This window comes from Mycobacterium sp. NGS68 (assembly GCF_059812195.1).
On record NZ_JCALCE010000015.1, the window covers coordinates 19,488 to 43,635 of the forward strand.

Annotated in this window: 21 protein-coding genes; 13 read left to right on the forward strand and 8 right to left on the reverse strand. The window is 68.1% G+C overall.

Translation table 11 applies throughout. The features are described 5' to 3' along the window. Positions 1 to 7: 7 nt before the first annotated feature. From AC5Y5V_RS17545 to AC5Y5V_RS17555, 3 genes are all read right to left on the reverse strand, one after another. Entirely contained in the window at positions 8 to 586 is a 579-nt protein-coding gene (locus AC5Y5V_RS17545; RefSeq protein WP_499937771.1) for a hypothetical protein, read from the reverse strand. Positions 587 to 836: 250 nt separating this feature from the next. Next, positions 837 to 2,315 carry an alpha,alpha-trehalose-phosphate synthase (UDP-forming) gene (locus AC5Y5V_RS17550; RefSeq protein WP_499937775.1) on the reverse strand — a complete coding sequence of 493 codons (1,479 nt, stop codon included), beginning with the start codon at positions 2,313 to 2,315 and terminating at the stop codon, positions 837 to 839. Further along, positions 2,316 to 2,480 (reverse strand): hypothetical protein, encoded by a 165-nt coding sequence (locus AC5Y5V_RS17555; protein ID WP_499937778.1) that lies wholly within the window; start codon positions 2,478 to 2,480, stop codon positions 2,316 to 2,318. Between the two features lie 563 nt (positions 2,481 to 3,043). Here AC5Y5V_RS17555 and AC5Y5V_RS17560 point away from each other — a divergent pair. The 4 genes from AC5Y5V_RS17560 to AC5Y5V_RS17575 all read left to right on the forward strand — a co-directional run bounded on the left by AC5Y5V_RS17560 (position 3,044) and on the right by AC5Y5V_RS17575 (position 6,689). After that, positions 3,044 to 3,940, forward strand: a complete 897-nt coding sequence (locus AC5Y5V_RS17560; protein WP_499937781.1) for a DivIVA domain-containing protein — start codon at positions 3,044 to 3,046, stop codon at positions 3,938 to 3,940. 46 nt (positions 3,941 to 3,986) lie between these two features. After that, a complete protein-coding gene (locus tag AC5Y5V_RS17565) occupies positions 3,987 to 4,922 on the forward strand; it encodes an enoyl-CoA hydratase (protein WP_499937783.1) in 936 nt (311 codons plus the stop codon). 139 nt (positions 4,923 to 5,061) lie between these two features. Further along, positions 5,062 to 5,901, forward strand: a complete 840-nt coding sequence (locus tag AC5Y5V_RS17570) for an SDR family oxidoreductase (protein ID WP_499937785.1) — start codon at positions 5,062 to 5,064, stop codon at positions 5,899 to 5,901. Further along, a complete protein-coding gene (locus AC5Y5V_RS17575) occupies positions 5,898 to 6,689 on the forward strand; it encodes an SDR family NAD(P)-dependent oxidoreductase (protein WP_499937787.1) in 792 nt (263 codons plus the stop codon). Before AC5Y5V_RS17570 ends, AC5Y5V_RS17575 begins: the two co-directional genes overlap by 4 nt. Here AC5Y5V_RS17575 and AC5Y5V_RS17580 read toward each other — a convergent pair whose 3' ends face one another. Then, positions 6,690 to 8,246, reverse strand: coding sequence for an LCP family protein (locus AC5Y5V_RS17580; protein ID WP_499937789.1), 1,557 nt, complete (start codon positions 8,244 to 8,246; stop codon positions 6,690 to 6,692). A 488-nt stretch (positions 8,247 to 8,734) separates the two neighbouring features. On the opposite strand from AC5Y5V_RS17580, the gene AC5Y5V_RS17585 reads away from it, so the two are divergent. Then, positions 8,735 to 11,131, forward strand: a complete 2,397-nt coding sequence (locus tag AC5Y5V_RS17585) for a plasma-membrane proton-efflux P-type ATPase (protein ID WP_499938069.1) — start codon at positions 8,735 to 8,737, stop codon at positions 11,129 to 11,131. 55 nt (positions 11,132 to 11,186) lie between these two features. Here the strand turns inward: AC5Y5V_RS17585 and AC5Y5V_RS17590 are convergent, their stop codons facing one another. After that, a complete protein-coding gene (locus AC5Y5V_RS17590) occupies positions 11,187 to 11,426 on the reverse strand; it encodes a hypothetical protein (RefSeq protein WP_499937793.1) in 240 nt (79 codons plus the stop codon). A 119-nt stretch (positions 11,427 to 11,545) separates the two neighbouring features. Between AC5Y5V_RS17590 and AC5Y5V_RS17595 the strand changes: the two genes are divergently transcribed. Both AC5Y5V_RS17595 and AC5Y5V_RS17600 read left to right on the forward strand, forming a co-directional pair. Next, positions 11,546 to 12,703 (forward strand): TDT family transporter, encoded by a 1,158-nt coding sequence (locus AC5Y5V_RS17595; protein WP_499937797.1) that lies wholly within the window; start codon positions 11,546 to 11,548, stop codon positions 12,701 to 12,703. A 72-nt stretch (positions 12,704 to 12,775) separates the two neighbouring features. Beyond that, on the forward strand, positions 12,776 to 13,999 hold the full coding sequence (locus AC5Y5V_RS17600; protein WP_499937800.1) for an alkyl sulfatase dimerization domain-containing protein: 1,224 nt from the start codon (positions 12,776 to 12,778) through the stop codon (positions 13,997 to 13,999). Between the two features lie 113 nt (positions 14,000 to 14,112). Here the strand turns inward: AC5Y5V_RS17600 and AC5Y5V_RS17605 are convergent, their stop codons facing one another. Then, positions 14,113 to 15,612, reverse strand: coding sequence for an aldehyde dehydrogenase (locus tag AC5Y5V_RS17605; protein WP_499937802.1), 1,500 nt, complete (start codon positions 15,610 to 15,612; stop codon positions 14,113 to 14,115). A gap of 334 nt (positions 15,613 to 15,946) precedes the next feature. On the opposite strand from AC5Y5V_RS17605, the gene AC5Y5V_RS17610 reads away from it, so the two are divergent. Next, entirely contained in the window at positions 15,947 to 16,417 is a 471-nt protein-coding gene (locus AC5Y5V_RS17610; RefSeq protein WP_499937805.1) for a lipoprotein LpqH, read from the forward strand. 26 nt (positions 16,418 to 16,443) lie between these two features. Further along, positions 16,444 to 17,331, forward strand: coding sequence for an MAP_0585 family protein (locus tag AC5Y5V_RS17615; RefSeq protein WP_499937808.1), 888 nt, complete (start codon positions 16,444 to 16,446; stop codon positions 17,329 to 17,331). Positions 17,332 to 17,359: 28 nt separating this feature from the next. On the opposite strand, the gene AC5Y5V_RS17620 is transcribed toward AC5Y5V_RS17615, so the two are convergent. Next, on the reverse strand, positions 17,360 to 18,133 hold the full coding sequence (locus tag AC5Y5V_RS17620) for a spirocyclase AveC family protein (protein WP_499937812.1): 774 nt from the start codon (positions 18,131 to 18,133) through the stop codon (positions 17,360 to 17,362). Between the two features lie 135 nt (positions 18,134 to 18,268). Between AC5Y5V_RS17620 and AC5Y5V_RS17625 the strand changes: the two genes are divergently transcribed. From AC5Y5V_RS17625 to AC5Y5V_RS17635, 3 genes are all read left to right on the forward strand, one after another. Then, complete coding sequence (locus AC5Y5V_RS17625; RefSeq protein ID WP_499937815.1) at positions 18,269 to 18,907, forward strand: TetR/AcrR family transcriptional regulator; 639 nt, start codon at positions 18,269 to 18,271, stop codon at positions 18,905 to 18,907. After that, the gene (locus AC5Y5V_RS17630; protein WP_499937817.1) at positions 18,904 to 20,106 is read left to right on the forward strand and encodes a cytochrome P450; all 1,203 of its coding nucleotides are present in this window, start codon (positions 18,904 to 18,906) and stop codon (positions 20,104 to 20,106) included. Before AC5Y5V_RS17625 ends, AC5Y5V_RS17630 begins: the two co-directional genes overlap by 4 nt. 80 nt (positions 20,107 to 20,186) lie before the next feature. Further along, a complete protein-coding gene (locus AC5Y5V_RS17635; protein ID WP_499937819.1) occupies positions 20,187 to 20,390 on the forward strand; it encodes a hypothetical protein in 204 nt (67 codons plus the stop codon). 9 nt (positions 20,391 to 20,399) lie between these two features. On the opposite strand, the gene AC5Y5V_RS17640 is transcribed toward AC5Y5V_RS17635, so the two are convergent. After that, on the reverse strand, positions 20,400 to 22,337 hold the full coding sequence (locus tag AC5Y5V_RS17640) for a S9 family peptidase (RefSeq protein WP_499937822.1): 1,938 nt from the start codon (positions 22,335 to 22,337) through the stop codon (positions 20,400 to 20,402). A 100-nt stretch (positions 22,338 to 22,437) separates the two neighbouring features. Between AC5Y5V_RS17640 and AC5Y5V_RS17645 the strand changes: the two genes are divergently transcribed. Further along, positions 22,438 to 24,144, forward strand: coding sequence for a PE domain-containing protein (locus tag AC5Y5V_RS17645; protein WP_499937825.1), 1,707 nt, complete (start codon positions 22,438 to 22,440; stop codon positions 24,142 to 24,144). Positions 24,145 to 24,148 lie beyond the last annotated feature (4 nt).

Below are 24,148 nucleotides of genomic sequence, written 5' to 3' on the forward strand. Positions count from 1 at the left end.
TACGGCTTCAGAAGCACATCGCAATGTCGTTGCAGCGCAGCGGATAACGCTCGACCGGACTGGGCGGGGGGCCCACCAGCGACAGCGAGAAGGGTTGCTTGCGCATCTCCGACTGCGCTCCACATACGGCGCCGTGCAGGATGGTCCGCGTGCCGCTGAGCGTCTCGTTGTCGAACGCATATGTTTCGGTGGTCGGCCCGGTACCGCCGTTCGGGCACGAAATACCGTCTGGCACCTCCACCTTGAAGGTCCACAGCCCGCCCGTCAACCGCGCCCGGCCGCTGAAGTTGCCCAGCTTCTCCGCGCGGGTGATCTGCTCGTCCGTCGCGCTCACCACGTTCAGCGCACAGAAATTGGCCATGATGGTCGGGTTGTCGTAGTCCTTGTAGTAGCGGCTGCCGTTCACTTGATCGCACAGCGCCGTGACCGTCCACGTCACCCCGGAGACGCCGGGTTGGTTGAATGAGTACTTGCCGTCCGCCGGGGGCGCGACCGCATGCGCCGGAGAACCGGATTCCAGCGCAACGCCAATCGCAACGGCCGAGGCGACGCCGGCTCCAGCGACCAGCACACGACGCACTTTCACGTCGGCTCCTCCTTCACGTCCTTTGTTTCGCGCTGTATCTGAGTATCACAGCGATCGGGTGGCAACACCATGGGTTCGCTCGGCCTGCTTGGCCGCGGGGGGCCTCAAATTGCAGGGCTGGCGGGGTATTCCCGGAAAATTTGGGGCCGCTCGCGGTCTGGCGGGCGGCCGGTAGGGGCCGGCGCGAGTGTGCGCAATATTCCGGTCAGCGCGGCGTGCCGCCGTACCTCTGCGCACGCTCGCTGCCAACCTATTCGGCTCGGCGCGGCCCGGACTCGGCGAGAGCGTCGAGGAATGACCGCGCCCAGCGGTCCACGTCGTGGGCGAGCACCTGCCGTCGCAGCGACCGCATCCGGCGTCGGCCCTCCTCGACGGGCTGGTTGAGTGCGGCCTCGATGGCGTCCTTGACCCCTTCGAGGTCGTGCGGATTGACCAGGTAGGCCTGCCGGAGTTCGGCTGCGGCGCCGGTGAATTCGCTGAGGACCAGCGCGCCACCCAGGTCGCTGCGACACGCGACGTACTCCTTGGCCACCAGATTCATGCCGTCCCGCAGCGGGGTGACCAGCATGACATCGCTGGCGACGAAGAACGCGATGAGTTCGTCGCGGGGGACGGGCCGGTGCAGGTAGTGCACCACCGGGTGACCGACCTCGCCGAATTCGCCGTTGACGTGGCCGACCTGGCGTTCGATGTCGTCGCGCAGGATCCGGTAGCTCTCCACGCGTTCGCGGCTGGGCGTGGCCAGCTGGATCAGCACGGTGTCGTCGCGCTTCGCCCGGCCCTCCGCGAGCAGTTCAGAGAACGCCTTCAGCCGGACGTTGATGCCCTTGGTGTAGTCGAGCCGATCGACGCCGAGCAGGATCTTGCGCGGGTTGCCAAGCTCGGTGCGGATTTCGCGGGCCCTCCGCCGGATGTTGCGGTCGCGGGCCGCCTGGTCGAGTTCGCGGGAGTCGATCGAGATGGGAAACGCCCCGACCTGCACGGTGCGCGACTCCAGCTGCACCTCGCCGAACCGCGACCGCACACCGACGGCACCTCGGGATGTGTTGGCGCCCACCAGTTGTCGGGCCAGGAACAGAAAATTCTGGGCACCCCCGGCCAGGTGGAATCCGACCAGGTCGGCGCCGAGCAGGCCCTCGATGATCTCGGTGCGCCACGGCAACTGCATGAACAGTTCGATCGGTGGAAACGGGATGTGCAGGAAGAACCCGATGGTCAGGTCGGGCCGCAGCGCGCGCAGCATCTTGGGCACCAGTTGCAGCTGGTAGTCCTGCACCCACACCGTCCCGCCCTGGGCGGCGGCGCGGGACGCCGCCTCGGCGAACCGGCGGTTGACTTCGACGTAGCGCTCCCACCATTCGCGGTGGTATAGCGGCGCGACGATGACGTCGTGGTACAGCGGCCACAGGGTGGCGTTCGAGAACCCCTCGTAGTAGTCGGCGACGTCCTCGGCGCTCAGCCGCACCGGCTGCAGCCGCAGCTCATCCTGGACGATCGGCTCCTCGTCCCCGTCCACCACGCCCGGCCAGCCGACCCACGCCCCGCGCCGTCGGCGCAGTAGCGGCTCCAGCGCGGTGACCAGCCCGCCGGGGCTGCGTTTCCAGGCGGTGGTGCCGTCGGGCAGCCGCTCCAGATCAACCGGCAGGCGGTTGGCGACGACCACAAAATCGGAATCTCCGGGGCGCTCCTGGTTCGGCGTCGCCGGGTCGCGATCCCCCTGGCGAGCCACTTACGTCTCTAGTTTCGCCGGCCCAATACCAAGCATGGACAAGAAGACTCGACACTCATCGGCATCGTTGGCATACGCGGCGACGACCCGCCTCGCCTGGCTCGCGGTGCTGTCGGCCAGCGGCTCCACATCGCCGATATCGGCAGGGTCAGATTTGGTAGGCATAACACAACTTTAGGGGACGCTCGTATTGCGTGACAGCCGTCCCACTTTTCGGGTGCTTCCGGCGACCGAGCGCCGACTGTCCCGGGCCCATGACCGCCCGGCGCAGGAGGCGGAATTTGCAATTACCTGACGTCATCCGTGGCGGAAATTGGCTCAGAGCGCAGCAACGCGATTGCATATCGGCGGACGCCTATCGAGAAGACGCGGGCGAGCGCGGCGCCCGGTGCGTGCGCGCCGGGCGGCCCGGTGAACGGCCGCTGTACCGAGGGCCTCATGGCGTCGAAAAGCGTGGTCAGGGACAGCAATTGACGGTAACGTAAGAGGGCCTTGCCGGTGACGGCAGCACCGACTTTCGGGGCCAACGTCGAAGGACGCGACGCCCAGTTGGATACAGCCCAACGGTCGATCCCGTCGCACGGCCAGTCCGTTGCATGTCTTTTTCGGATTTGCGGCACATATTGACTGGCAAACGGATCACAGTTCTGCAAAAAGGCATTATCCTATGCCACAACGCCCCGCCCGGCGGGGCGGGCCTGACGCCGTCTGACTCCCGGGGATAAGTAATGACGCTTACACCAGCCGATGTCCACAATGTCGCGTTCTCCCGGTCTCGGATCGGCAAGCGCGGCTACAGCGAGCAGGAAGTCGACCTCTTCATCGACCTGGTCGAGCAAGAGCTGACCCGGCACATCGAGGAGGACGCCGAGCTGCGCAACCGCAACGCCGAGCTGCGCAACCGGGACGGCGGGCTGCACAAGCGTGAGATGGCCGTCGCGGAGCGGGAAACCGAGCTTGCCCAGCAGCAGATTGCGCTGCGCCAGTACGAAAGTCGGGTCCGTCAGCAGGAAGGCCACCTGCGCCAGCTCGAGGCCGAATATGCCCAGCGGGAGGCCGCGCTCGCGCAGAAGGAAAACGAGCTGCGTCACCGGGAAGCCCAAATTGCCCAGCAGGGCTCACAGCTCGCGCAGCAGGAGTCCGAACTCGTCCAGTGGGAGAACGAGCTTCGTCAGCAGGAAGCCGAACTCGCCGAGCAGCAAGCCGAAGTCGAGCTCCGCCAGGAGCAACAGGAGCCGGTCGCGGCGTGCGTCGGCGCGGAGACCAGCGCCCACCAGGTGCTGCGGCCCTACCGCCCCGCGGCGGCGCAATTCCGGGGAACGGTGGCCCAGGCCGCCGCGGTCAACGGGGTCGGCCACCGCGAGGAGGTGCACACCGTCGCCGCGATGCACGGCCGTCACGACATGGAGCGGATGGCCGTTCGGGCCGTGACCGACGTGCTCGGCAACACGATCACCGAGACGGTGCACGAGCGGCTGCGTCGAAGCGCCCCCTCGACTAATGGCGATTCTGGGCCGTCGTCCGAGATCGACCAGCTCAAGGAAAAGAACGCGGAACTCAACCGCTCGAACGAGCTGCTCAAGGCCGCCGCGGCCCTGCTCGCCGCCGCACTCGAAAAGGACTGACGTCCCGCCGAGCGGGTTCCTGCGGGGTGGCCGTAATGTGTGGAGAATGACATTCTCCGACCAGGCCAGCACCGCGGCGGCCAGCGACGACGCTGACGGGCCGGTGGCCTACGAAACTCTCGACGAGGGGCGCATCGCCCGGATCTGGCTGAACCGGCCCGCCGAGCACAACGCGCAGAATCGCACGCTGCTGGTGCAGCTCGACGAGGCGTTCAGCCGCGCCGAGGCCGACGACACCGTGCGCGTGGTGATCCTCGCGGCGCGCGGCCGGAATTTTTCCGCCGGCCACGACCTCGGCTCGGATGCGGCGCTGCTGGAGCGCAAGCCCGGCCCGACGCAGCACCCCACCTTCCGTTCGCACGGCGCCACTCTCGAGCCGATCGTCGAGAAGCTGTATCACCAGGAGTGGCACTTCTTTTTCCAAAACACCTGCCGCTGGCGCGATCTGCGCAAGATCACCATCGCCCAGGTCCAGGGCAACGCGATCTCGGCGGGACTCATGCTGATCTGGGCGTGCGATTTGATCGTGGCCGCCGACAACGCGAAGTTCAGCGACGTCGTCGCCGTTCGGCTGGGCATGCCGGGCGTCGAATATTATGCCCACCCTTGGGAATTCGGCCCACGCAAAGCTAAAGAGCTGCTGCTGACCGGTGATTCGCTGGATGCGGACGAGGCGTACCGACTTGGCATGGTGTCCAAGGTTTTTCCGGTCGACGAGCTGGAGGACAAGACCCTGGAGTTCGCGCGTCGAATCGCCGAGCGGCCGACGATGGCGGCACTGCTGATCAAGGACTCGGTCAACGCCGCTTCGGACGCAATGGGATTCACCGAGGCGCTGCGTCACGCGTTCCACGTCCACGAGCTGGGGCACGCCCACTGGGCCGCCCACAACGAGAACCGGTTCCCCGTCGGGCTGCCGCCGGATGTCGAGGACTGGCGCACGGCCAAGCCGACCAAGGTCGCCCGCCGCGACACGCCTTAGCGGCGATCGCGAGGGCGGCGGAGCCGGGCGAAGCGGGTCATCGCCATCAGGTTTGTGTCTGCTCGCGGTACTCACTGCGGCAGGCCGCCGGCCGCATGGTTCTATGACTAGAACCTGTTTCAGTTCCAGAGGGGCGCCCATGCAGCTTTCATTCGAAGACCGCACGTACCTGGTCACCGGCGGCGGCAGCGGAATCGGCAAGGGGGTGGCGGCCGGGCTGGCCGCGGCCGGGGCCTCGGTCATGATCATCGGCCGCAACCCGGACCGGCTGGCCGACGCGGTCAAGGACATCGAAGCGCTCGCGCCCACAGGCTCGATCCGCTTCGAGCCCGCCGACGTCACCAACGAGGACGAGGTCAGCCGTGCGGTGGACGCCGCCACGGCGTGGCACGGGCGCCTGCACGGTGTGGTGCACAGCGCGGGCGGCTCCCTGACCATCGGGCCGATCACGCAGATGGACTCAGACGCGTGGCGGCGCACGGTCGACCTCAATGTCAACGGCACCATGTACGTGCTCAAGCACGCCGCACGCGAGATGGTGCGCGGCGGTGGCGGCTCGTTCGTCGGGATCTCGTCGATCGCCGCCAGCAACACCCACCGCTGGTTCGGACCCTACGGCGTCACCAAGTCAGCGATCGACCACATGATGATGCTGGCCGCCGACGAACTCGGGGCGTCGTGGGTGCGGGTCAACAGCATCCGCCCCGGCCTGACCCGCACCGAACTGCTCGCGCCGGTGACCGAGTCTCCCGAGCTGAGCGCCGACTACGCGGCGTGCACGCCGCTGCCGCGGGTGGGCGAGGTCGAGGACGTCGCCAACCTGGCCATGTTCCTGCTCAGCGATGCCGCCAGCTTCATCACCGGCCAGTGCATCAACGTCGACGGCGGCCACATCCTGCGCCGCGGCCCGGACTTTTCCGCGATGCTGGAACCCGCGTTCGGCGCCGACGCGCTGCGCGGCGTGGTGGCGCAAGCATGAACCGGCTGGCCGGCCAGCGGATCCTGGTGACCGGCGCCGCATCGGGCATCGGCCAGGCCACCGCGCTGCGGCTGCTGAGCGAGGGCGCGTCGGTGGTGGCCGCGGATGTGTCGGCCGACGGCCTGAACCAGACGCGGGCTGAGGCGGAAGAAGCCGCCACCGGTGAGCGGCTGCGCGTGGTGACGATGGATGTGGCCGACGAGAAGTCGGTGGTCGACGGCGTGCGCTCGGCCGTCGAAACGCTGGGTGGCCTGGATTCGCTGGTCAACGCGGCCGGGATCCTGCGCGCCGCGCACACCCACGAAACCGGCATCGAGCTGTGGAATCGGATCATCGCGGTCAACCTCACCGGGACGTTTCTGGTGGTCCGCGAAGCGCTACCGACGCTGCTCGGCAATCAGCGCAGCACGGTCGTCAACTTCAGCTCCACGTCGGCCTCCTTCGCGCACCCGTACATGGCCGCGTACGCCGCGAGCAAGGGCGGGGTCCAGGCCTTCACGCACTCGCTGGCGCTCGAGTACGCCCGCGACGGGTTGCGCGCGGTGTGTGTCGCGCCGGGCAGCATCAAGTCCGGCATCACCGACGCCACCGGCGGATACATTCCGCAGGACGCCAACTGGCAGCTGTTCGGCCGGCTGATGCCGATCCTGCCCACCACGGAGACCTCCAGCGGTGCCGGCATGGCCGCCCCGTCGGCCGTCGCCGGGGTCATCGCGATGCTGGTGTCCGCCGACGGCGCCTTCATCACCGGCACCGAGATCCGCATCGACGGCGGAACCCACGCCTAGTTAGTTGACGCAGGGCACGCCGCCGGCGGCGATCGGCTTGCCGCGGTCGGGTGTGGGGTAAGTGGTGGTGGCGCCGTAGCCGTAGGACCCGTAGGTGCTCGACTTGGTCGACGATGTCGTCGTCGTGGTGGTGGTGGCTTCGTCGGGGGCGGGCAACGAATAGTTGGTGTCCACGACCACCCGGATGTGTCCGGGCGACAGGGTGGGGTCGGGCTGCTTGGGGGCGTCGATGCCCAGCAGCGTGGCGACGTTGCGCGCGTCGGTGTCCGCGCCGGCGCCGTAGGTGATCGTCGTGGCCGTCGGCTCACCCGTGCTGCGGTCGCGTACCTGGCCCATCGTGTAGCCCTGTTTCTTGAGCGCGCGGGACACGTCGCTGGCGAGGCCGGTGAGGCTGCCGGAGTTGATCACGTCGACGACGGTGGACGGGTCGGGCTTGGTGGTCGTCGTGGCGGCGGCGGTGGTCGGCGGCGCGGCGCCGATTGCGGCGGCGATCTCGGCCTTGATCGCGGCCGGATCGATGATGTTGACGTCGGCGCCGTCGATGTTGTCGTAGCGCACGACGGGCAGCGTCCGGAATTCCACGTTGCCGCTGGCCAGATCGCCCACCCGGCGGAACAGGCTCTGGTCCCATCCGGACGACAGCACGACATCCTTTCGGGCCACGGCCATCAGGCTGTTGAGCTTGTCCAGGTTGGTGAACGTTCCCGAATCCTGCAGTTCGCGCATCACCGACGACAGGAACGCCTGCTGCCGGTGGGTGCGGTCCAGGTCGCCGTTGTCCAGGCCGTGCCGCTGCCGGACGAACGCCAGCGCCTGCGAGGCGTTCAACCTCTGTCGGCCGGCCGGGAAGTTGGCGCCGGAGTACGACGAATCATTGACGGCGTGGTTCAGGCACACCTCGACGCCGCCCAGGGTCTGGGCCAGATCGTAGAAACCGGCCAGGTTGACCTCGGCGAAATAGTCGATCGGGACGCCGGTCAGGCTCCGCACCGCGCGCAGGGTCGCGGCCCGGCCGGCCTCGCGGCCCTTGGTCTCGAGTTCCTTCTGGCTGCTCGTACCCTGGTTCGCGATCTTCTGCGCGACATACTGCTTGGTGAGGCCGTAGGCCTCCTTGATCTTGATGTGGTTGTAGCCCGGGACACCGTTGAACGGCACCCAGTCGTCACGGGGGATCGAGAAGGCGACGACTTTGCCGTCGGCGCCGACGTGCACCAGGATCAGCGTGTTCGTGTTGTAGCCGCCGTCGTCGGAGTCGCCCGCGTGCAGCTGGCGCAGGATGGACGACGGCAGGTCGTTGCCGTCCTGGTCTTTGCGCGAGTCCAGCCCGATGAGCAGGATGTTCATCTGGTTGCCGCTGGACCGCGGGTCATCCGGGCTGAGGGCCTGCGAGACGGTGATGCCGCCCAGCGCGCCGTGGGCCACCCAATAGCCGGCCCCGGTGAGCACCACGGCCACGACCGACACCAGCGTCATCACGCCGCGCATCACCCCGCGCCGGATGCGCGAGGGCTGTCGGACGGCACGGTGACGGTGCCGTTGGGCGGGCCGCGTCATCATAAACCTCGGTTAATTACGCGCGAGCAGACGCAAAAGACCCCGTTTTCGCGCCGGATCGGGACCTTTTGTGTCTGCTCGCGGCGCGCACGACCCGCGACCGCAGCTGCGGTTTGCGGTGATGGCGCTTGTTGCATGACTTCAAGTATGCGGTAGCTTGCTCCGCCGCCCACCCCCCAAAAAATCGCCGGCCGGCCAATGCGGGTGGGACCTTCGGGCGAAACGAGATGGCGCCTAAGGCCTCGTTTTCGCCTCTACCAGCACCTTTTCGCCGAGCTGTGCGGCCCCGGCGGCTCGAGGACTGGGCGAGCACGAATTGGTCACAATTCGGCCTTGGCCGCCTTTGGTGGACGGCCGGGGGGTTATCCACAGGAATTCCGGTAACGGTCTTTAGACCCTGGGCACGGTATATGTCCGTGCAACAGTATTAGTGGTACATAAATCGGGGGTGGTGGGCTGTGCCGGCTGAGGACACGTTGGGTTCGCTACCGATGCAGCAGCTGCTGGCGCAAATGGACTGCTCTGCTCAGGGCCTGACGAGCGGCGAGGCGGATGCCCGGCTGCAACGCTGCGGCGCCAACGAGATCGCCGAGCAACACCGCAACCCCGTGTTGACGTTCCTGGGCTATTTCTGGGCGCCGATCCCGTGGATGATCGAGGCGGCGCTGGCGTTGTCCATCGCCGCGCGGCACTGGACGGACAGCATCATCATCGGAGTGCTGCTGCTGATGAACGGCCTGGTGGCGTTCATCGAGGAGCGTCAGGCCGCGAGCGCGATCGCCGCGCTGAAACAGCGGCTGGTGTCTTCGGCGCGAGCGCTGCGCGACGGCTCCTGGGTGACCGTGGCCGCGCGCGAACTGGTGCCCGGCGACGTGGTGCGGATCCGCCTGGGTGACGTGGTCCCGGCCGACCTGCGGGTGCTGGAGGACGTGACGCTGCAGGTCGACCAGTCCGCGATGACCGGTGAGTCGCTGGCAGTGCCCCGCGGCCAGGGTGACGTGCTGTATTCGGGTTCGGTGCTGGTGCGTGGCGAGGCCAACGCGATCGTGTACGCGACGGGAGCGTCGTCTTACTTCGGCCGGACCGCGGCACTGGTGGGAACCGCCGGCACGGTGAGCCATTTCCAGCGTGCGGTCCTGCGAATAGGCAACTACCTGATCGTGCTTGCGGTGGCGTTGGTGACGCTGACCGTGCTGGTGTCCCTGCTGCGCGGCAACCCCGTGTTGGAGACGCTGGAGCTTGCCCTGGTGGTCACGATCGCCTCGGTGCCGGTCGCGTTGCCGGCGGTGCTGTCGGTCACGATGGCCGTGGGTGCCCGCAAGTTGGCGCGGCAGCAGGCGGTCGTCAGCCATCTGCCCGCCGTCGAGGAACTCGGCGGCATGGATCTGCTGTGCTCGGACAAGACCGGAACCCTCACCCAGAACCGGCTCGGGCTGGCCGCGCAGTGGACGGCCTCCGGTGTCGCCGACCGCGATTTGCTCGCCACCGCAGCGCTGGCCTCGCGTTCGGAGAATCACGACCCCATCGACGACGCGGTGCTGGCCGCCGCGGGTGAACTGCCCCGGGTGACCGTCGATGAGTTCACGCCGTTCGATCCGGTCAGCAAACGGGCCGAAGCCGTCGTGCGCCAGGACGACGGGCAGCGCTACCGCGTCTGCAAGGGCGCACCACAGGTCATCGCGGCGCTGTGCGGCCGGGACGTCGCCAGCACCCAGATCGCCGCCGTAGTCGCCGGCTTCGCCGGACGCGGTTATCGGTCCCTCGGCATCGCCCGGACCGACGGTGAGGGGGAGTGGCGGCTGACCGGGGTGCTGGCCTTGGCCGACCCGCCGCGCGACGATTCCGCGGCGACGATCAAGGCCGCCCGTGAACTCGGCGTCGAGGTCAAGATGATCACCGGCGACCAGGTCGCCATCGGACGAGAAATCGCCCACCGCGTCGGCATGGGCGAGGACATCGTCGACGCCGCGATACTGGACGCCGACGACGCCGATGCCGAGTTGGGCCGACGGGTGGAAGCGACCGACGGCTTCGCGCAGGTGTTTCCCGAACACAAGTACCGCATCGTCCGCCTCTTGCAGGCCCGCGGACACATCGTCGGGATGACCGGCGACGGCGTCAACGACGCCCCGGCACTCAAGCAAGCGGATGCCGGCATCGCCGTCGCCGGAGCCACCGACGCCGCCCGCGCCGCGGCAGACGTTGTCCTGCTCGCTCCTGGCCTGTCGGTGATTGTCGCCGCGATACGCCAGGCCCGCGAAATCTTCGCGCGGATGACGAACTACGCCACCTACCGCATCGCCGAAACCATCAGGGTCCTGCTGCTGATCACGCTGGCGATCGTCATCATGAACTTCTTTCCGGTCACCGCCGCGATGATCGTGCTGCTGGCGCTGCTCAACGACGGAGCGATCCTGGCGATCGCCTATGACCATGTCCGCGGCTCGTCCAAGCCGGCGGCCTGGGACATGCGCAGCGTGCTCACCCTGGCGACCGTGCTCGGCGTGATGGGTGTCGCGGAGACCTTCCTATTGTTCATGGTCGCCGACAAATCTTTCGGCTTGGACCACGACGTGATCCGCACGCTGATCTACCTCAAGCTCTCTGTTTCCGGACACCTGACAGTGTTCGTCACCCGCGCCCGGGGGCCGTTCTGGTCCTCGCCGAGGCCGTCCGGGATCTTGCTGGTGGCGGTCGTCGGTACGCAGGCCGTCGCGACGATGATCGCCGTCTGTGGCTTGCTGATGACGCCACTTAGTTGGCAGTGGGCTGCGGTGGTGTGGGGCTATGCGCTGTTCTGGTTCCTCGTCGAGGATCGGGTGAAGCTGGTCACGTACCGCTGGCTCGATCGCCACCCGAGTCGCCGGAAGCAGCTCGAGGGCGCATGACCGGTCGGTGATCGCCGTCGCGCCGGTCGGTTGGCGCACCCAAACCTCTTCCGAGCTAGGCCCTCTCGCGTTCCATGCCCGACTTGTAGTACCAGCGGATGTTCGTGCCGGTGACGCCTTCGAGAAGGAAGACACCGAGCGGTTCGACCTCGTAATAGAAGTGGACATAGCCCTGCGGATCCACCCCGGTGGCGCAGGCGTGGCCCGGAGCACCGCACCGCTGTTTGACGGGCAGTGCCAGGATGCCGATCGCGATCACGACGACGATCACGATCCAAAGTCGGACCTTGGTCAAGGGCGCACCTCGTCTCGCGGCGGATGGATGGCCGGTGGCAGCGTATCCGACCCGCCGCGTTCGCCAGGGTGAATATCTGACGACGCGGGAGCAGTCGGGAGCAGTAGTGTCTGTCAGCTATGGCCACCGCAAACCCGGACGACCTTCCGTCCCAGACGCGCGTCGAGGTGCTGGGCAACATCGGGCCTAACTGGTTCGCCTCGGTGATGGGTACCGGGATCGTCGCCACCGCCGGCGCCAGCCTGCCGTTCCGCGTGTACGGCTTGCGCGGGTTCGCGGAAGTGGTCTGGGTGATCGCCGCGGTCCTGCTCGTGGTGCTGATCGTCGTGGTGGGTGGGCATTGGTTGCGCAACCCGCGGGTGGCGCGCACTCACGCCCGCAATCCGCAGATGGCGCACTTCTACGGCGCCGCACCGATGGCGCTGATGACGGTCGGTGCCGGAGCTGTGCTGGTCGGTCGTGACCTGATCGGTGACCGCATCGCCGTCGACCTGGACTGGGTGCTGTGGACGGCGGGCACGCTGGGCGGGCTGTTCACCGCCGTCAGCATCCCCTTCCTGATGTTCACCCAGTACGAGGTCGAACCCGACGCCGCCTTCGGCGGATGGCTGATGCCCGTCGTCCCGCCCATGGTGACCGCCGCCTCGGGCGCATTGCTGATCCCGCACGCGGCCCCGGGCGCCGGCCGCGAAACCCTGCTGTACGGCTGCTACGCGCTGTTCGGACTTTCCTTGCTCGCCTCGCTGAACATCATCGCGATGATCTGGAGTCGGCTGACGCACTACGGCACCTCGGGCACCGCGCGGGTGCCGACGCTGTGGATCGTGCTGGGCCCGCTCGGCCAATCCATCACGGCCGCCGGTTTGCTCGGGGCCAACGCCGCGCTGGCCGTGCACGCCGACGTGGCCGAGGACATGCAGGCATTCGCAATCCTCTATGGAGTCCCCGTGTTCGGCTTCGCAATCTTGTGGATCGCGCTGGCCACCGCACTCACCGTGCATACGCTGCGGCGCGGGATGCCGTTCGCCCTGACGTGGTGGAGCCTGACGTTCCCGGTGGGCACCTTCGTCACCGGAACCGCACAACTGGCCGCGCACACCCACCTGCCGGCGTTCAAGGTGGCCGCCGGCATCGCCTACGCCGGTCTGCTGGCCACCTGGCTGCTGGTGGCGGCGCGCACCGCCGGGGGCAGCCTGCGCGGCAACCTCATGAATCAGGCGCCGAGCGCCGCACCGATCAAGTCGCACAAGAACCCGAAGGTCCCGTCGGGCTCCTGAGCGCAGGCCTCCCACCTCCGGGGAACAAATGTTAGGTTGCTGCGGTAGCCCTTTCTCAGGAGGTCGCCCGCGATGGCGCAGTCCCTCGATGCGCTCGTCAGACAAGGTGAAGGCGATCAGGATGCCGTCGACCTGGGCGACGGGATCTTCATGTCGCGCAACATCGCCAACAGCTACCTGATCGTCACCGACGACGGCGATGTGTTGGTCAACACGGGCACCGGCTTCGAAGCCGACGCGATCAGGGCGCGGTTTGCCAGTGTGAGCAGGGGGCCGCTGCGGCTGATCACCTTCACCCAGGGGCACCCCGACCACGTCGGCGGGTGGAGCTTGTTCAATGCCTCCGGCGTCGAGACGATCGCCCAGGCCAGCCACGGCGACGTGCGCGAGTACTGGCGACGCCTGCATCCGTTCTATGCGCGGCGCATCACGACGCTGTGGGGCGCATTCATGGACGTCGACGCCAGGGCGATGACGCTACCGCCGGAACCGGTGCTCACCGACACGTTCCTGGACAGCCACGCATTCCAACTCGGCGGCCGGCGTTTTGAGCTGTACTCGACGCCCGGCGGTGAGACCACCGATGCGCTGGCCGTTTGGATGCCCGAACGCCGCACCGTCTTCGTCGGCAACCTGATGGGGCCGTTCTTCGGGCACGTGCCGAATCTGTATACCTTGCGGGGGGACAAGATTCGCAGCGCGATGGCCTTCGTCCACTCGGTGGACAGGGTGCTTGCGCTCAACCCGGAAACGCTGATCAACGGGCACGACGTGTTCAACGGCGCCGACGAAATAGCCCAAACCATGACCAAGGTGCGCGACGCGACCGTGTACCTGCGTGACCGGACCATCGACGGCATGAACGCCGGCGCGGACCTCTGGACGCTGATGCGTCAGGTCACCCTGCCGGCCGAACTGGCACTGCCCCAGGTGCACGGCAAGGTGCCGTGGATCGTGCGTGCCATCTGGGAGGAACACGTCGGGTGGTTTCGCTACGAGTCGACCACCGAGCTGTATGACACCCCGCCGTCGGCGGTGTGGCAGGACATCGTCGAATTGACCGGCGGCACAACCGCGCTCACTAGTCGTGCCCGCACCCACGTCGAGCAGGGCCGCGCGCTGCAAGCACTGCATCTCACGGACATCGTCTTGGCGAACTCGCCCGCCGACCCCGCCGCGTCGCAGGTGAAACGCCAAGCGCTGCAATCGCTTCTGCGCGAGTCCGGCCGGGAGAACTTCAGCGAGGTGCAGTGGCTGGAGCAGGCGATCAGCGGCACCGGAACCGCGGAAGCCTAGGGCGGCTCCGCCGGGCCCGGTGTAGCCGTCCTCGTCGCGGATCTCGTCGAAATGGTCGCTGAGCCTGCGCTCAGGGTGTGGTCGACGGGAGAATCGACGCCGTCAGCGCAGCCTCACCGGTAGCGCGGCGGCGCCTCGTCGAGCAGCAGCGTCTTGGTCTCCAGATACGGCAGCAGCCCTTCGCGGCCGCCCTCGCGGCCGATGCCCGACTGCTTGAATCCGCCGAAGCAGGTACCCAGGTCAATGCGCATGTTGTTGTGGCCCACGGTGCCTGACCGCAGCTGCCCGGCGACTTCGCGGGCGCGGGCGATGTCCGGGGTGAACACGGCGGCGTTGAGTCCGTAGATCGTGTCGTTGGCGATGTCGACCGCGTGGCTCTCGCTGTCGGCCGGTATCACGCTCAGCACCGGGCCGAAGATCTCCTCCTGGGCGATGACGTGCTTGTTGTCGACGTTGGCGAATACCGTCGGCTCGATGTAGTAGCCGCGCTTGAGGTGCTTCGGCCGGCCGCCGCCGGTGACCAGGGTGGCGCCCTCCTCGATGCCTTTGGCGATGTATCCCTCGACGCGGTCGCGCTGGCGCTCCATCGCGAGCGGGCCCAAATGAGTTGCGGCGTCGAATGGATCGCCCACTTGCATCGCAGAGAATGCGGCGGCCAGTGCTTCGGTGAATTCGTCGTGCCGATCGCGCTGCACCACGATCCGGGTCAGCGAGGCACACACCTGACCCGTCATCAGGCACTCCGCGCGGGCCAGCGTCGCCGCCGCCGCGCCCAGGTCGGCGTCGTCGAGGATCACCGCCGCCGACTTGCCGCCGAGTTCGAGGGTGCAGCGGGCGATGCGCTCCCCGCAGATCGCGCCGATCCGCCTGCCCGCGGCCGTGGATCCGGTGAATGCGATCTTGTCGACGCGCGGATCGCGAACCAGTTGCTCGGAGACTTCGCGGTCGGCCGTGACGACGTTGAGCACGCCGGCCGGCAGGCCGACCTCGTCCGCGATCTCCGCGAGAAGGTAGCCCGCGCCGGGCGCCTCCGGAGAAACCTTGACGATCAGCGTGCATCCGGCCAGCAGCGCGGGCGCGGCCTTGGAGACGATCAGGGTCAGCGGCGCGTTCCACGGGACGATGGCGCCCACCACACCGACGGCCTCCCGCACCAGCAGACCGAAGCCGCCGCGCGCCAATCCCGTCGCGGGCGGCTGGTACGGCTCTTCGAAGACGTAGTCGTCGGCCAGCTCCGCGTAGAACCTGAAGACCCCGGCGTCGCCCATGGCCGAGTACTTCGCCATCGAAAACAGCGTGCCGGACTCGCGCGGCCACATCTGGCCGTAGTCGGCCGTGCGGGCGTCGAGCCCGTCGGCGATCGAGCGCAGGTACTCGGCGCGCTCGGCGTGCGTCAGGCGCGGCCAGGGCCCACGGTCGAAGGCGTGCCGAGCGGCGGCGACGGCCGCGTCCATGTCGGCCGGGCGGGCCTCAGGCACCCGGAAGTACAGCTCCTCGGTATCCGAGTCGAAGACGTCGATCGTGGCATCCGAACTCGGTTTGACCCATTCGCCGTTGATGAAGAACCGGTCGGTCCGGCGCAGTGGCACCCGGTGATCAGTGGCTAACGTCATCGTTCGCCTCCCGCAGAAGCAGTGAATGCGCTGACTATATGCCTCGCTCGCAGCGAGTGCGATCCGCCTTTCGGTTTGGCGCCACCGGCGCCCACACCCCAGTCGCCGGGACTGCTCAGCGCCCTCAGTGCCCTCGACCTGCCGCTGACGCGGCCACGCAACGCCCCGCGCTGACCCGTCGACGAAGTGCGGTTAGCAAACCCGGCGACCGGGTACAAGCAGATGCGTCGTTATGGGTGTGGCCTGTGAGGATCGTTAGTAGACCCGAAGAGCTATTGCCTGCGCACAGTGAAGAAATAGAGTAGCGATACCAGCGACACGGAGGAGTGCAGTGGTGAAGCGTGGCATCGTCGTCGGAGTGACCGCCGCGGCCGTTGTGGTTGCGGGCGTCGCCGGCTGTTCGGATAAGAAGTCGGATAGCGGTGCGTCGAGTTCCCCGGCGGCGGCCGCGCCGGCCGGGCCGCAGTTGATCGTCGACGGCCAGAAGCAGGACATCAAGGGCGACGTCACCTGCACCGTCGACGGCGACAACACCAAGATCGGCGTCGGTGATGCGGCGAACGGCATCGGGGCGGTGGTCAGCAATGCCGATCCGCCGATCGTGCACGCCGTCGGACTGGGCAACGTGGGTGGCATCACCCTCGGTTTCTCGGATGCCGCGCCAGGTCAGAACGGTAACGCCGGGGCCGCAAAGAAGGACAAGTCCTACGCGATCAAGGGCACGGCGACGGGGGCCGATCTCAGCGACCCGGCGAACCCGAAGACGGTGACCAAACCATTCGAGCTGACCGTGACCTGCCCGTAGGCGGGCCGACCAAAGGGGACATAGCCATGTCAAACAAACGCGCTCTCGGCGCTGCGGCGGTCGCGGTGGGCCTCAGCTTCGCCGCGACGTTCAACGCCGGATTCGCCAATTCCGACCCGACGCAGCCGCAGCCTCCACAGCCGTCGGCGCCCAACCATCCGGCTCCCAGCCAGGGCCCGCCGCCCACGCATGCGCCACCGACGCATGCGCCGCCCACCACCCAGGCGCCGGCGCCGTCCAGCGCGCCCGCGTCGACCCCGGCGCCGTCGAAGGCGCCGCCGTCGACCACGGCCGCACCCACGCCGACGTCGAATCCGGCTTCCAGTCCTTCCCAGTCGGCGTCGCCGACGCCGACGAGCAGCCCGGCCGCGAAATCGAGCCCGGCATCGTCGCCGCCGTCGACCACGCCCGCGGCCAGCAGCGGTGCGCCGTCCAGCGCGACCAGCACGCCGGCGGGCTCGCCGTCGAGCCGTCCGTCGCCGGGCGTTCAGGCGACCGTGGTGCTCAACCCGCCGAGCGTCCAGCCTCCGCACCCGCCCTGGTTGGGCCCGCGCGGAACCGTCACCGCCAGCGCGACCGTGGGCGGCCCGGGCGGGAATGTCACCTTCAGCGTCGAGGGCAGGGGAGCGCCGCCTCCGCCGCCGCCACGTGGCTGGGGCTGGAACGACGGTCCTCCGCCCGGTCACCCGCCGCCAGGCTGGATAGGTCCCCCGCCGCGGGGTGGATGGAACGCGCCGCAGCCGCCTCCCGGTGGTTGGAACCGCCCGTGGCAGGGTCCGGAGCGCCCGGTGCTCGTCGCGCAGACGAACTTCGTCCCCTTCACCTACAACACGTTCACCGTGGTTCCGGTCTTCAACTGGATGTACGGCGGCTGGGGTTACTGGTTCTTCGGGGTGTGGGTCCCGCTCTACTGAGGATCGACGCTGAGGGGTTTGGGTAGGCCTACCGGGGCTGGTTCGGCACGCCAGGAAAGTGCTGTGTCGTGGGCCCAGAGGTCACCCAACCCCCCAGCTTCGTGACCAGGTGCGGCGCGAAAACTGCGCCGTAGAGCAAGTTTCCGATCACCACGATGGCGACGACGGACAGCAGCGACGACTGCAGACGGCTGCTCGATCGCTTGTCGGCCCACATCTCGATCACGTTGCGGCCCTGCGCATCCGTGCGTCCGAGCAGGTAGGTGAAGACCATCATCTGCACGCCCATCGCCAGGGCGTCATACAGCGGGTACTGATGCGGTGTGCCCTCGAATATCGCCAGCCCGGGGATCACGTAGCCGTAGTGGAAAACGCCGAGCCGGGCGCCCAGGACCGCGTTGAAGAGCAGCGCCCAGCAGAAGCCGACGACGAGCCCGACGATCAGCAGCGTGATCGGCCGACGCCAGCCGAACCTCGCGACCAGCCATCGTCCCAGCGCGGCGCCGATCACGGCGGGCAGCACGAAGTACGCGATGTAGCCGATGGGTACCGACGACGGCAGCCCACCCCACGTCATGTTCAGCGGCCACCACGACGGCATGCGGGGCAGCGCCGGCGGGAACTGCGCGTACATCGCCCAGTCGTAGGGCGCCTCGATCCACGAGAACGAGATCGCCGAGATGCACAGCAGTAGCAGCGGGTGCAGGCGGCGCCGCCGGTAGCTCAGGTAGATACCGATCAAGGCGAACGCGATGCCCGTGACGTAGGCGAACCCCATGGACGCCTTGAGTAGCGGCGTCATCGGCGGGCCTCGGGATCGAAGCGCAGGACCAGGGCGAATACCAGGACGATCAGTCCGAACAGCGTCCCCAACATGATTGCAGCACCCACGTCGCAACTCCCTCAGGTTAAGATAGTGCATACTATCCTAAAAGGAGTGGACTTGGTGACCCAGACGCGACGGCCACGTGGCGAGCCGCGTCGGCTTCTGCTCGATGCCGCCCGACGCCTGTTCGCCCGCCAGGACTATCGCAGCACCACGACGCGGGAGATCGCGCAGTCCGCCGGCGTCACCGAACACCTGCTCTTCCGCAACTTCGGTTCCAAGGCGGCGCTGTTCCGCGAGGCCCTCGTCCTGCCGTTCACCGGCTTCGTCGACGAATTCGGCAGGACGTGGCAGTCGGTGGTTCCGGAGGAGATCACCGAGGAGGAACTGGCCCGGCACTTCGTCGGACAGCTCTACGACGTGTTCGTGGAACACCAGGGTCTGCTGCTCACGCTGCTGGCATCCGAGGCGCTGAGCGAGGAGGAGCTGGCCGATGCCGGCATCGCCGAGGTCAGGCGCGCGCTCGCCGTGCTGGGCCGGATCAGCGCCGAGGGCATGCAGATGCGTGGAATGCATTCGGGCCAGCCGGATCTGCCGGCGCATTCCACGGTCGCGATGATCGCCGGCATGGCCGCCCTGCGCTCGACCTTCTTCGGGCCGACGCAGCCTTCGAGGGACGTGATCGTCGACGAACTCGTCCAGGCAACCCTGCACGGCTTTCTGCACCGCAACGAGAGGGACTCCATATGACAGAGCTCAGCGCCGTCGAATTGTATTACGACCCATTCGATTTCGAGATCGACGACAATCCCTACCCGGTGTGGAAGCGGATGCGCGAAGAAGCGCCGCTGTACTACAACGAGAAGTACAACTTCTACGCGCTGAGCCGATACGAGGACGTGGCGCGCGAGCTGCCGAACTGGGAGACCTACCGATCCGGTCGCGGGACCACGGCCGACATCCTGTTCAGCAAAATCGAAGTGCCGCCGGGCATTCTGCTGTTCGAGGACCCGCCGCTGCATGATCTGCATCGCCGCCTGCTGTCCCGCGTCTTCACCCCGCGGCGCATGCTGGCCGTGGAGTCGCTGGTGCGCGGATTCTGTGTGCGCGAACTGGATCCGTTGATCGGCGCCGGCGGCTTCGACTTCATCGCGGACCTGGGGGCGATGATGCCGATGCGCACCATCGGTTATCTGCTGGGCATTCCCGAACAGGATCAGGCGAGCATCCGCGACCGCAACGGGTCCATCATCGAGATGAACAAGCGGCGCCAGTCCGGTGCGGCCAACCCGGATCCGTTCCAGGACATGATGCTCATGTTCGCCGACTTCATCGACTGGCGCGCCGACCACCCGTCCGACGACCTGATGACCGAACTGCTGCGGGCCGAGATCGAGGAAGCCGACGGCACGCGACGGGCGTTGTCCCGCACCGAGGTGCTGGCCTACACCACGATGATTGCGGGAGCCGGGAACGAGACGACCGCCCGGCTGATCGGCTTCATGGGACAACTGCTGTCGGATCACCCCGACCAACGACGTGAACTCGCCGCGGACCCGTCGCTGATCCCCGGCGCGGTCGAGGAGACGCTACGCTACGAACCCCCGTCTCCCGTGCAGGCCCGCTACGTCGCCCGCGACGACGAGCACTACGGTCGCGTTGTGCCGGAAGGCTCGTTCATGTTGCTGCTCAACGGTTCCGCGAACCGTGACGAACGTCGATTCCCCGACCCGGACCGCTACGACATCCGCCGCCAGGGCGGCCACCTCAGCTTCGGGGTGGGCCTGCACTTCTGCCTCGGCTCGGCGCTGGCACGGATGGAGGCGCGGGTGGCCTTCGAAGAGGTGCTCAAGCGCTGGCGGGACTGGGAAGTCGACTACGCCAACGCGGAGCGGGCGCACACCTCGAGCGTGCGTGGCTGGGCCAGGTTGCCGGTGTCCACGGGGTAGTCGTGGCGCGCTTCAAGTTGCGTGCGTACGCCAACTCTCCCAGACTCAGAGATTGAGCTTCCCGGCAGAACGGACACCTCATGGCACACCCGGTCTCTCGCCTGGTGCTGGCCGCCGCGGCAGTGGCCGCCGTCATCACGACGGGTGGGACGTCCGACGGGGTGCCGCTGGGCTGCGGGGTTACCTGGCAGCAGACGGGACGTATCTGGATTTTCGTGCCCGATTGTTCGCATCAGCCGCCGTCGCCTCAGCCGCCACCGCCGAGCGGTGCCCCCGCTCCCTAGGCGGGCCAGTTAGAGGTTTTCGATTGCCACCGGCTCGATACCCTCGTCGGCCGGCAGGGTGAAACCCAAAACTTGTGCATAGAAGGATAATTCGGCGTCGAGTGCCCTGCGGATGTTCTCCGCGCGCCTAAAGCCGTGCTGCTCGCCGTCGAACAGCAGGTAGGCCACCGGGACCCTGCGGTCGCGCAGCGCGGCGACGATCGTCTCGCTCTGCGCCGGCGGCACGACGGCGTCCTCGCTGCCCTGCAGCACGATCAGCGGGCGGTTGAGCTGGTCGACATGGTGAATCGGCGAGCGTTCGACATAGCGCTCACGCTCGGCGGGGTAGGGGCCGACGAGCCCGTCGAGGTAGCGGCTTTCGAACTTGTGCGTGTCGCGCGCCAGCGCTTCCAGATCCGCGACGCCGAAGTGGTCGGCGCCCGCCGCGAACGGGGTGTCGTCGCGCGCCAGCGCGGCCAGCGTGGTGAAGCCGCCCGCCGAACCGCCGCGGATGGTGAGCCGCCGGTCGTCGACGCGGCCCGTGTAGGCAAGGTGGCGGGCGGCGGCGAGGCAATCGGCGACGTCCGCGATTCCCCACTGTCCGGCGAGCTCGCCACGGAAGGCGCGCCCGTAGCCCGTCGACCCGCGGTAGTTGACATCGACGTAGCCGAACCCGCGGCTGGTCCAGTACTGCACGGCCGTCGAGAACACCGGCGCCGCCGCGGCCGTCGGACCACCGTGGATCGCCACGATCAGCGGCGGCAGCTCACCGTCGGGCCCGTCGAGGTCCGGATGCGCGGGCGGGTAGAACAGCGCGTGCGCGGTGCGATCGCCTTCGGTGGGGAAGGTGACGTGCTCTGGTACGGAGATGAACCGGGGATCGACGCCGAGGTCGCGCGGTGGCCGCAGCGTCTCGACCACCCGGCCGTCCGCGGCGATGCGGTGCACGCCCGGTTCCCGCGTCGGCGATCCGGCGACCACCAGCACCGAGCCGTCGCCGCCGTCTCGCACCGAAGTCACCAGCGAGAACGGCGTATCCAGATCTGTGACGGTGCCGTCGGGACCGCGGCGGGCGAGCCCGTCGTACCCGCGGCGTGCCCGCGCGAACACCACCGACCCGTCGGTGAGCATCGCGTACCGCGCCGAGCCGAGTCCCCAAGGTGGGAAACCGATTTCGGAGTCGATGCGGACGACGGGCGTGATGTCGCCACCCGGCGCGTAGCGGTACAGGTTCCACCAGTCGGTGCGGTCGGACAGGAACCACAGCGCGCCGTCGGCGTCCCAGCGGGACTCCAGCACCGACTCCTCCGGCCCGCCCGCGATCACCGTTTCCGCGCCACTGCCGAGATCGCGGACGACGAGCTCGGTGGCGTCCCAGGGCATCGACGGGTGGTTCCACCGCAGCCACGCCAATCTGGTTCCGTCCGGCGACACGCGCGGGGCCGCGACGAAGTCGGACCCGGTGACCAGCACCTCCGGCTCGGAGGGGGCGTGGGCGTCGAGGCGCACTATCTCGTTGTCGACCTCGGTGGCCGTCGGCCCGCGGTGACGTTCGCGCACGCAGACGATAGTGCCGCCGCCGGGTGCGAGGTCGCCGTCGGCGAAGCGGTCGGCCCGCGGCGCGGCGGGCTCCGGGGTGAGCGCCGTTGGTGCGGCGCCGTGCGCGAGCCGGTAGAGCCGCTGGTCGGCCCAGTTGGCGAACCAGACGACGCCGTCGCGGGCCCACCACGCGCCGCCGCCGTACTCGTGCACGGCCGTGCGCGCGTTGTAGCCGTCGGGCAGCAGGTCGGTGCCGGTGCCGTCGGGGCCGCGGCGCACGAGTTGGGTGCGGCCGCCCTCGGCGGGCCGGCCCTCCGACCACAGAACGTCGGCGCCGTCGATGGCAAGTTCGCCGAGCCGCACCGCGTCGGCCACCACCGACGCGGACGTGAACGGTGTGGGCCAGGATCCGTAGGGCGCGGTGTTCACCTGTGCGACGTTAGCGGGGCGCCCCGTTTTAACGATATGGCCAACATTTCCGGCATCGCGTTCCATGATGTCTGGTAGGCGATAGCAACAGGAGACGACGATGTCATCAGTGCTCGTAGCGCCGGAATTGCTGGACGCGGCCGCGGCGGACGTTGCGCAGATCGGTTCGGCGGTGCGGGCCGGCAATCTGGCGGCAGCCATCCCGACGACGCAACTCGCGGCCGCGGCCGCCGACGAAGTGTCGACTGCCATCGCGGCGCTGTTCGGCACGCATGCGGACGAGTACCAGGCGGTTGCGGCGCAGGCGGCGGCGTCCTACGAGCAGTTCATCCACAACCTGAGCGCGGCTGCGACATCGTATGCGGGCGCTGAGGCGGCCATCGCCGCGTCGCTGCAGGACGCGGTGCGAGAAGCGGTCGCCGGCGGGTTCCAGACGGCGGTCTACGGACCGGTACACACGCTCGGCCAGGCCTGGATCGCCAGCCCGGCCGGCCAGGCGCTCGACCCGATCCTCAACGCGCCCACCAACCTGCTGTTGGGTCGCGACCTGATCGGCAACGGCGCCCCCGGAACGGCGGGAAGCCCCAACGGCAAGCCGGGCGGTCTGCTGTTCGGCGACGGCGGCACGGGCTATACCGCGACCAGCGGCGTCGGACCGGTCAACGGCGGCAACGGCGGCAACGCCGGGTTCATCGGCACCGGCGGCACCGGTGGCAACGGCGACCTCGGCGGGGCGGGCGGCCGCGGCGGCACCGGTGGCGGGCTGATGGGCAACGGCGGCCTCGGTGGCGGCGGGTCCTTCGGCGCCAACGGCGGCGCCGGCGGGCAGGCCCTGCTGTTCGGCAACGGCGGCCCCGGCGGTACCGCGGGCACTGGCGGTGTGGACGGGGCGCTGGGCCGCGGCGGGTGGTTCGTCGGCACCGGAAGCACGCCGAGCCTCCCCGGCGGACAGACGATAACTATCGACTTCGTGCGGCACGGCGAGACGGACAGCAACGTGGCGAACCTGATCGACACCGCGGTGCCCGGGCCGCACCTCAACGCGACGGGCTGGGCCCAGGCAAACGCCATCTCCGGCGTACTCCAGTCGCGGGGTCTCATCTCTGCCGTCTTCGATTCGCAGGTGTTCAGGACGCAGGACACCGCATTGCCGCTGCTCAACGCCCTGGGCATCATTCCGAACAGCGCACAGCAATTGCCCGGTCTCAACGAGATCAATGCCGGCATCCTCGAAGGTCAACCGCAGATTCCGCTGGGTCTGCTCTATCTGGTGGGTCCGCTGGCGTGGACAGCCGGATTCCCGATTCTGCCGATGCTGGTCCCGGGCTCGACCACTGTCAACGGGGTGGTTTTCAACCACGGCTTCACCGACGCGATGAACACGATGTATTCCGCGGCCGTCACGAGCCCGGTCGTGGGCGGCAGGGTCGTCGCCTACTCCAGCGCGCTTAGCATCGAGACCGGGACGCTGATGAACGTCAACAACCCGAATCCTCTTCTCATGCTCACGCATTCGCTGCCCAACACCGGCGTCATCGAGGTGACGGGCAACCCGCACGACGGCTGGACGCTGGTCAGCTGGGACGGGGTGCCGGTCCCGCAGGCGTCACTGGGCACCAAGTTGTTCGTCGACCTGCGCAACCTGATCACCGCGCCGCAGTATGCGACCTGGGACATCGGGCAGTCGCTGTTCACCGGAGATCCGGCGACGATCGTGAACGCGCTGCACGACGGCATCAACGACGTCGCCTCGACGACGATCGGGTTCCCCGGGGCGGTCATCCAGAGCGTGGTCAGTTCGCTGTAGCCGA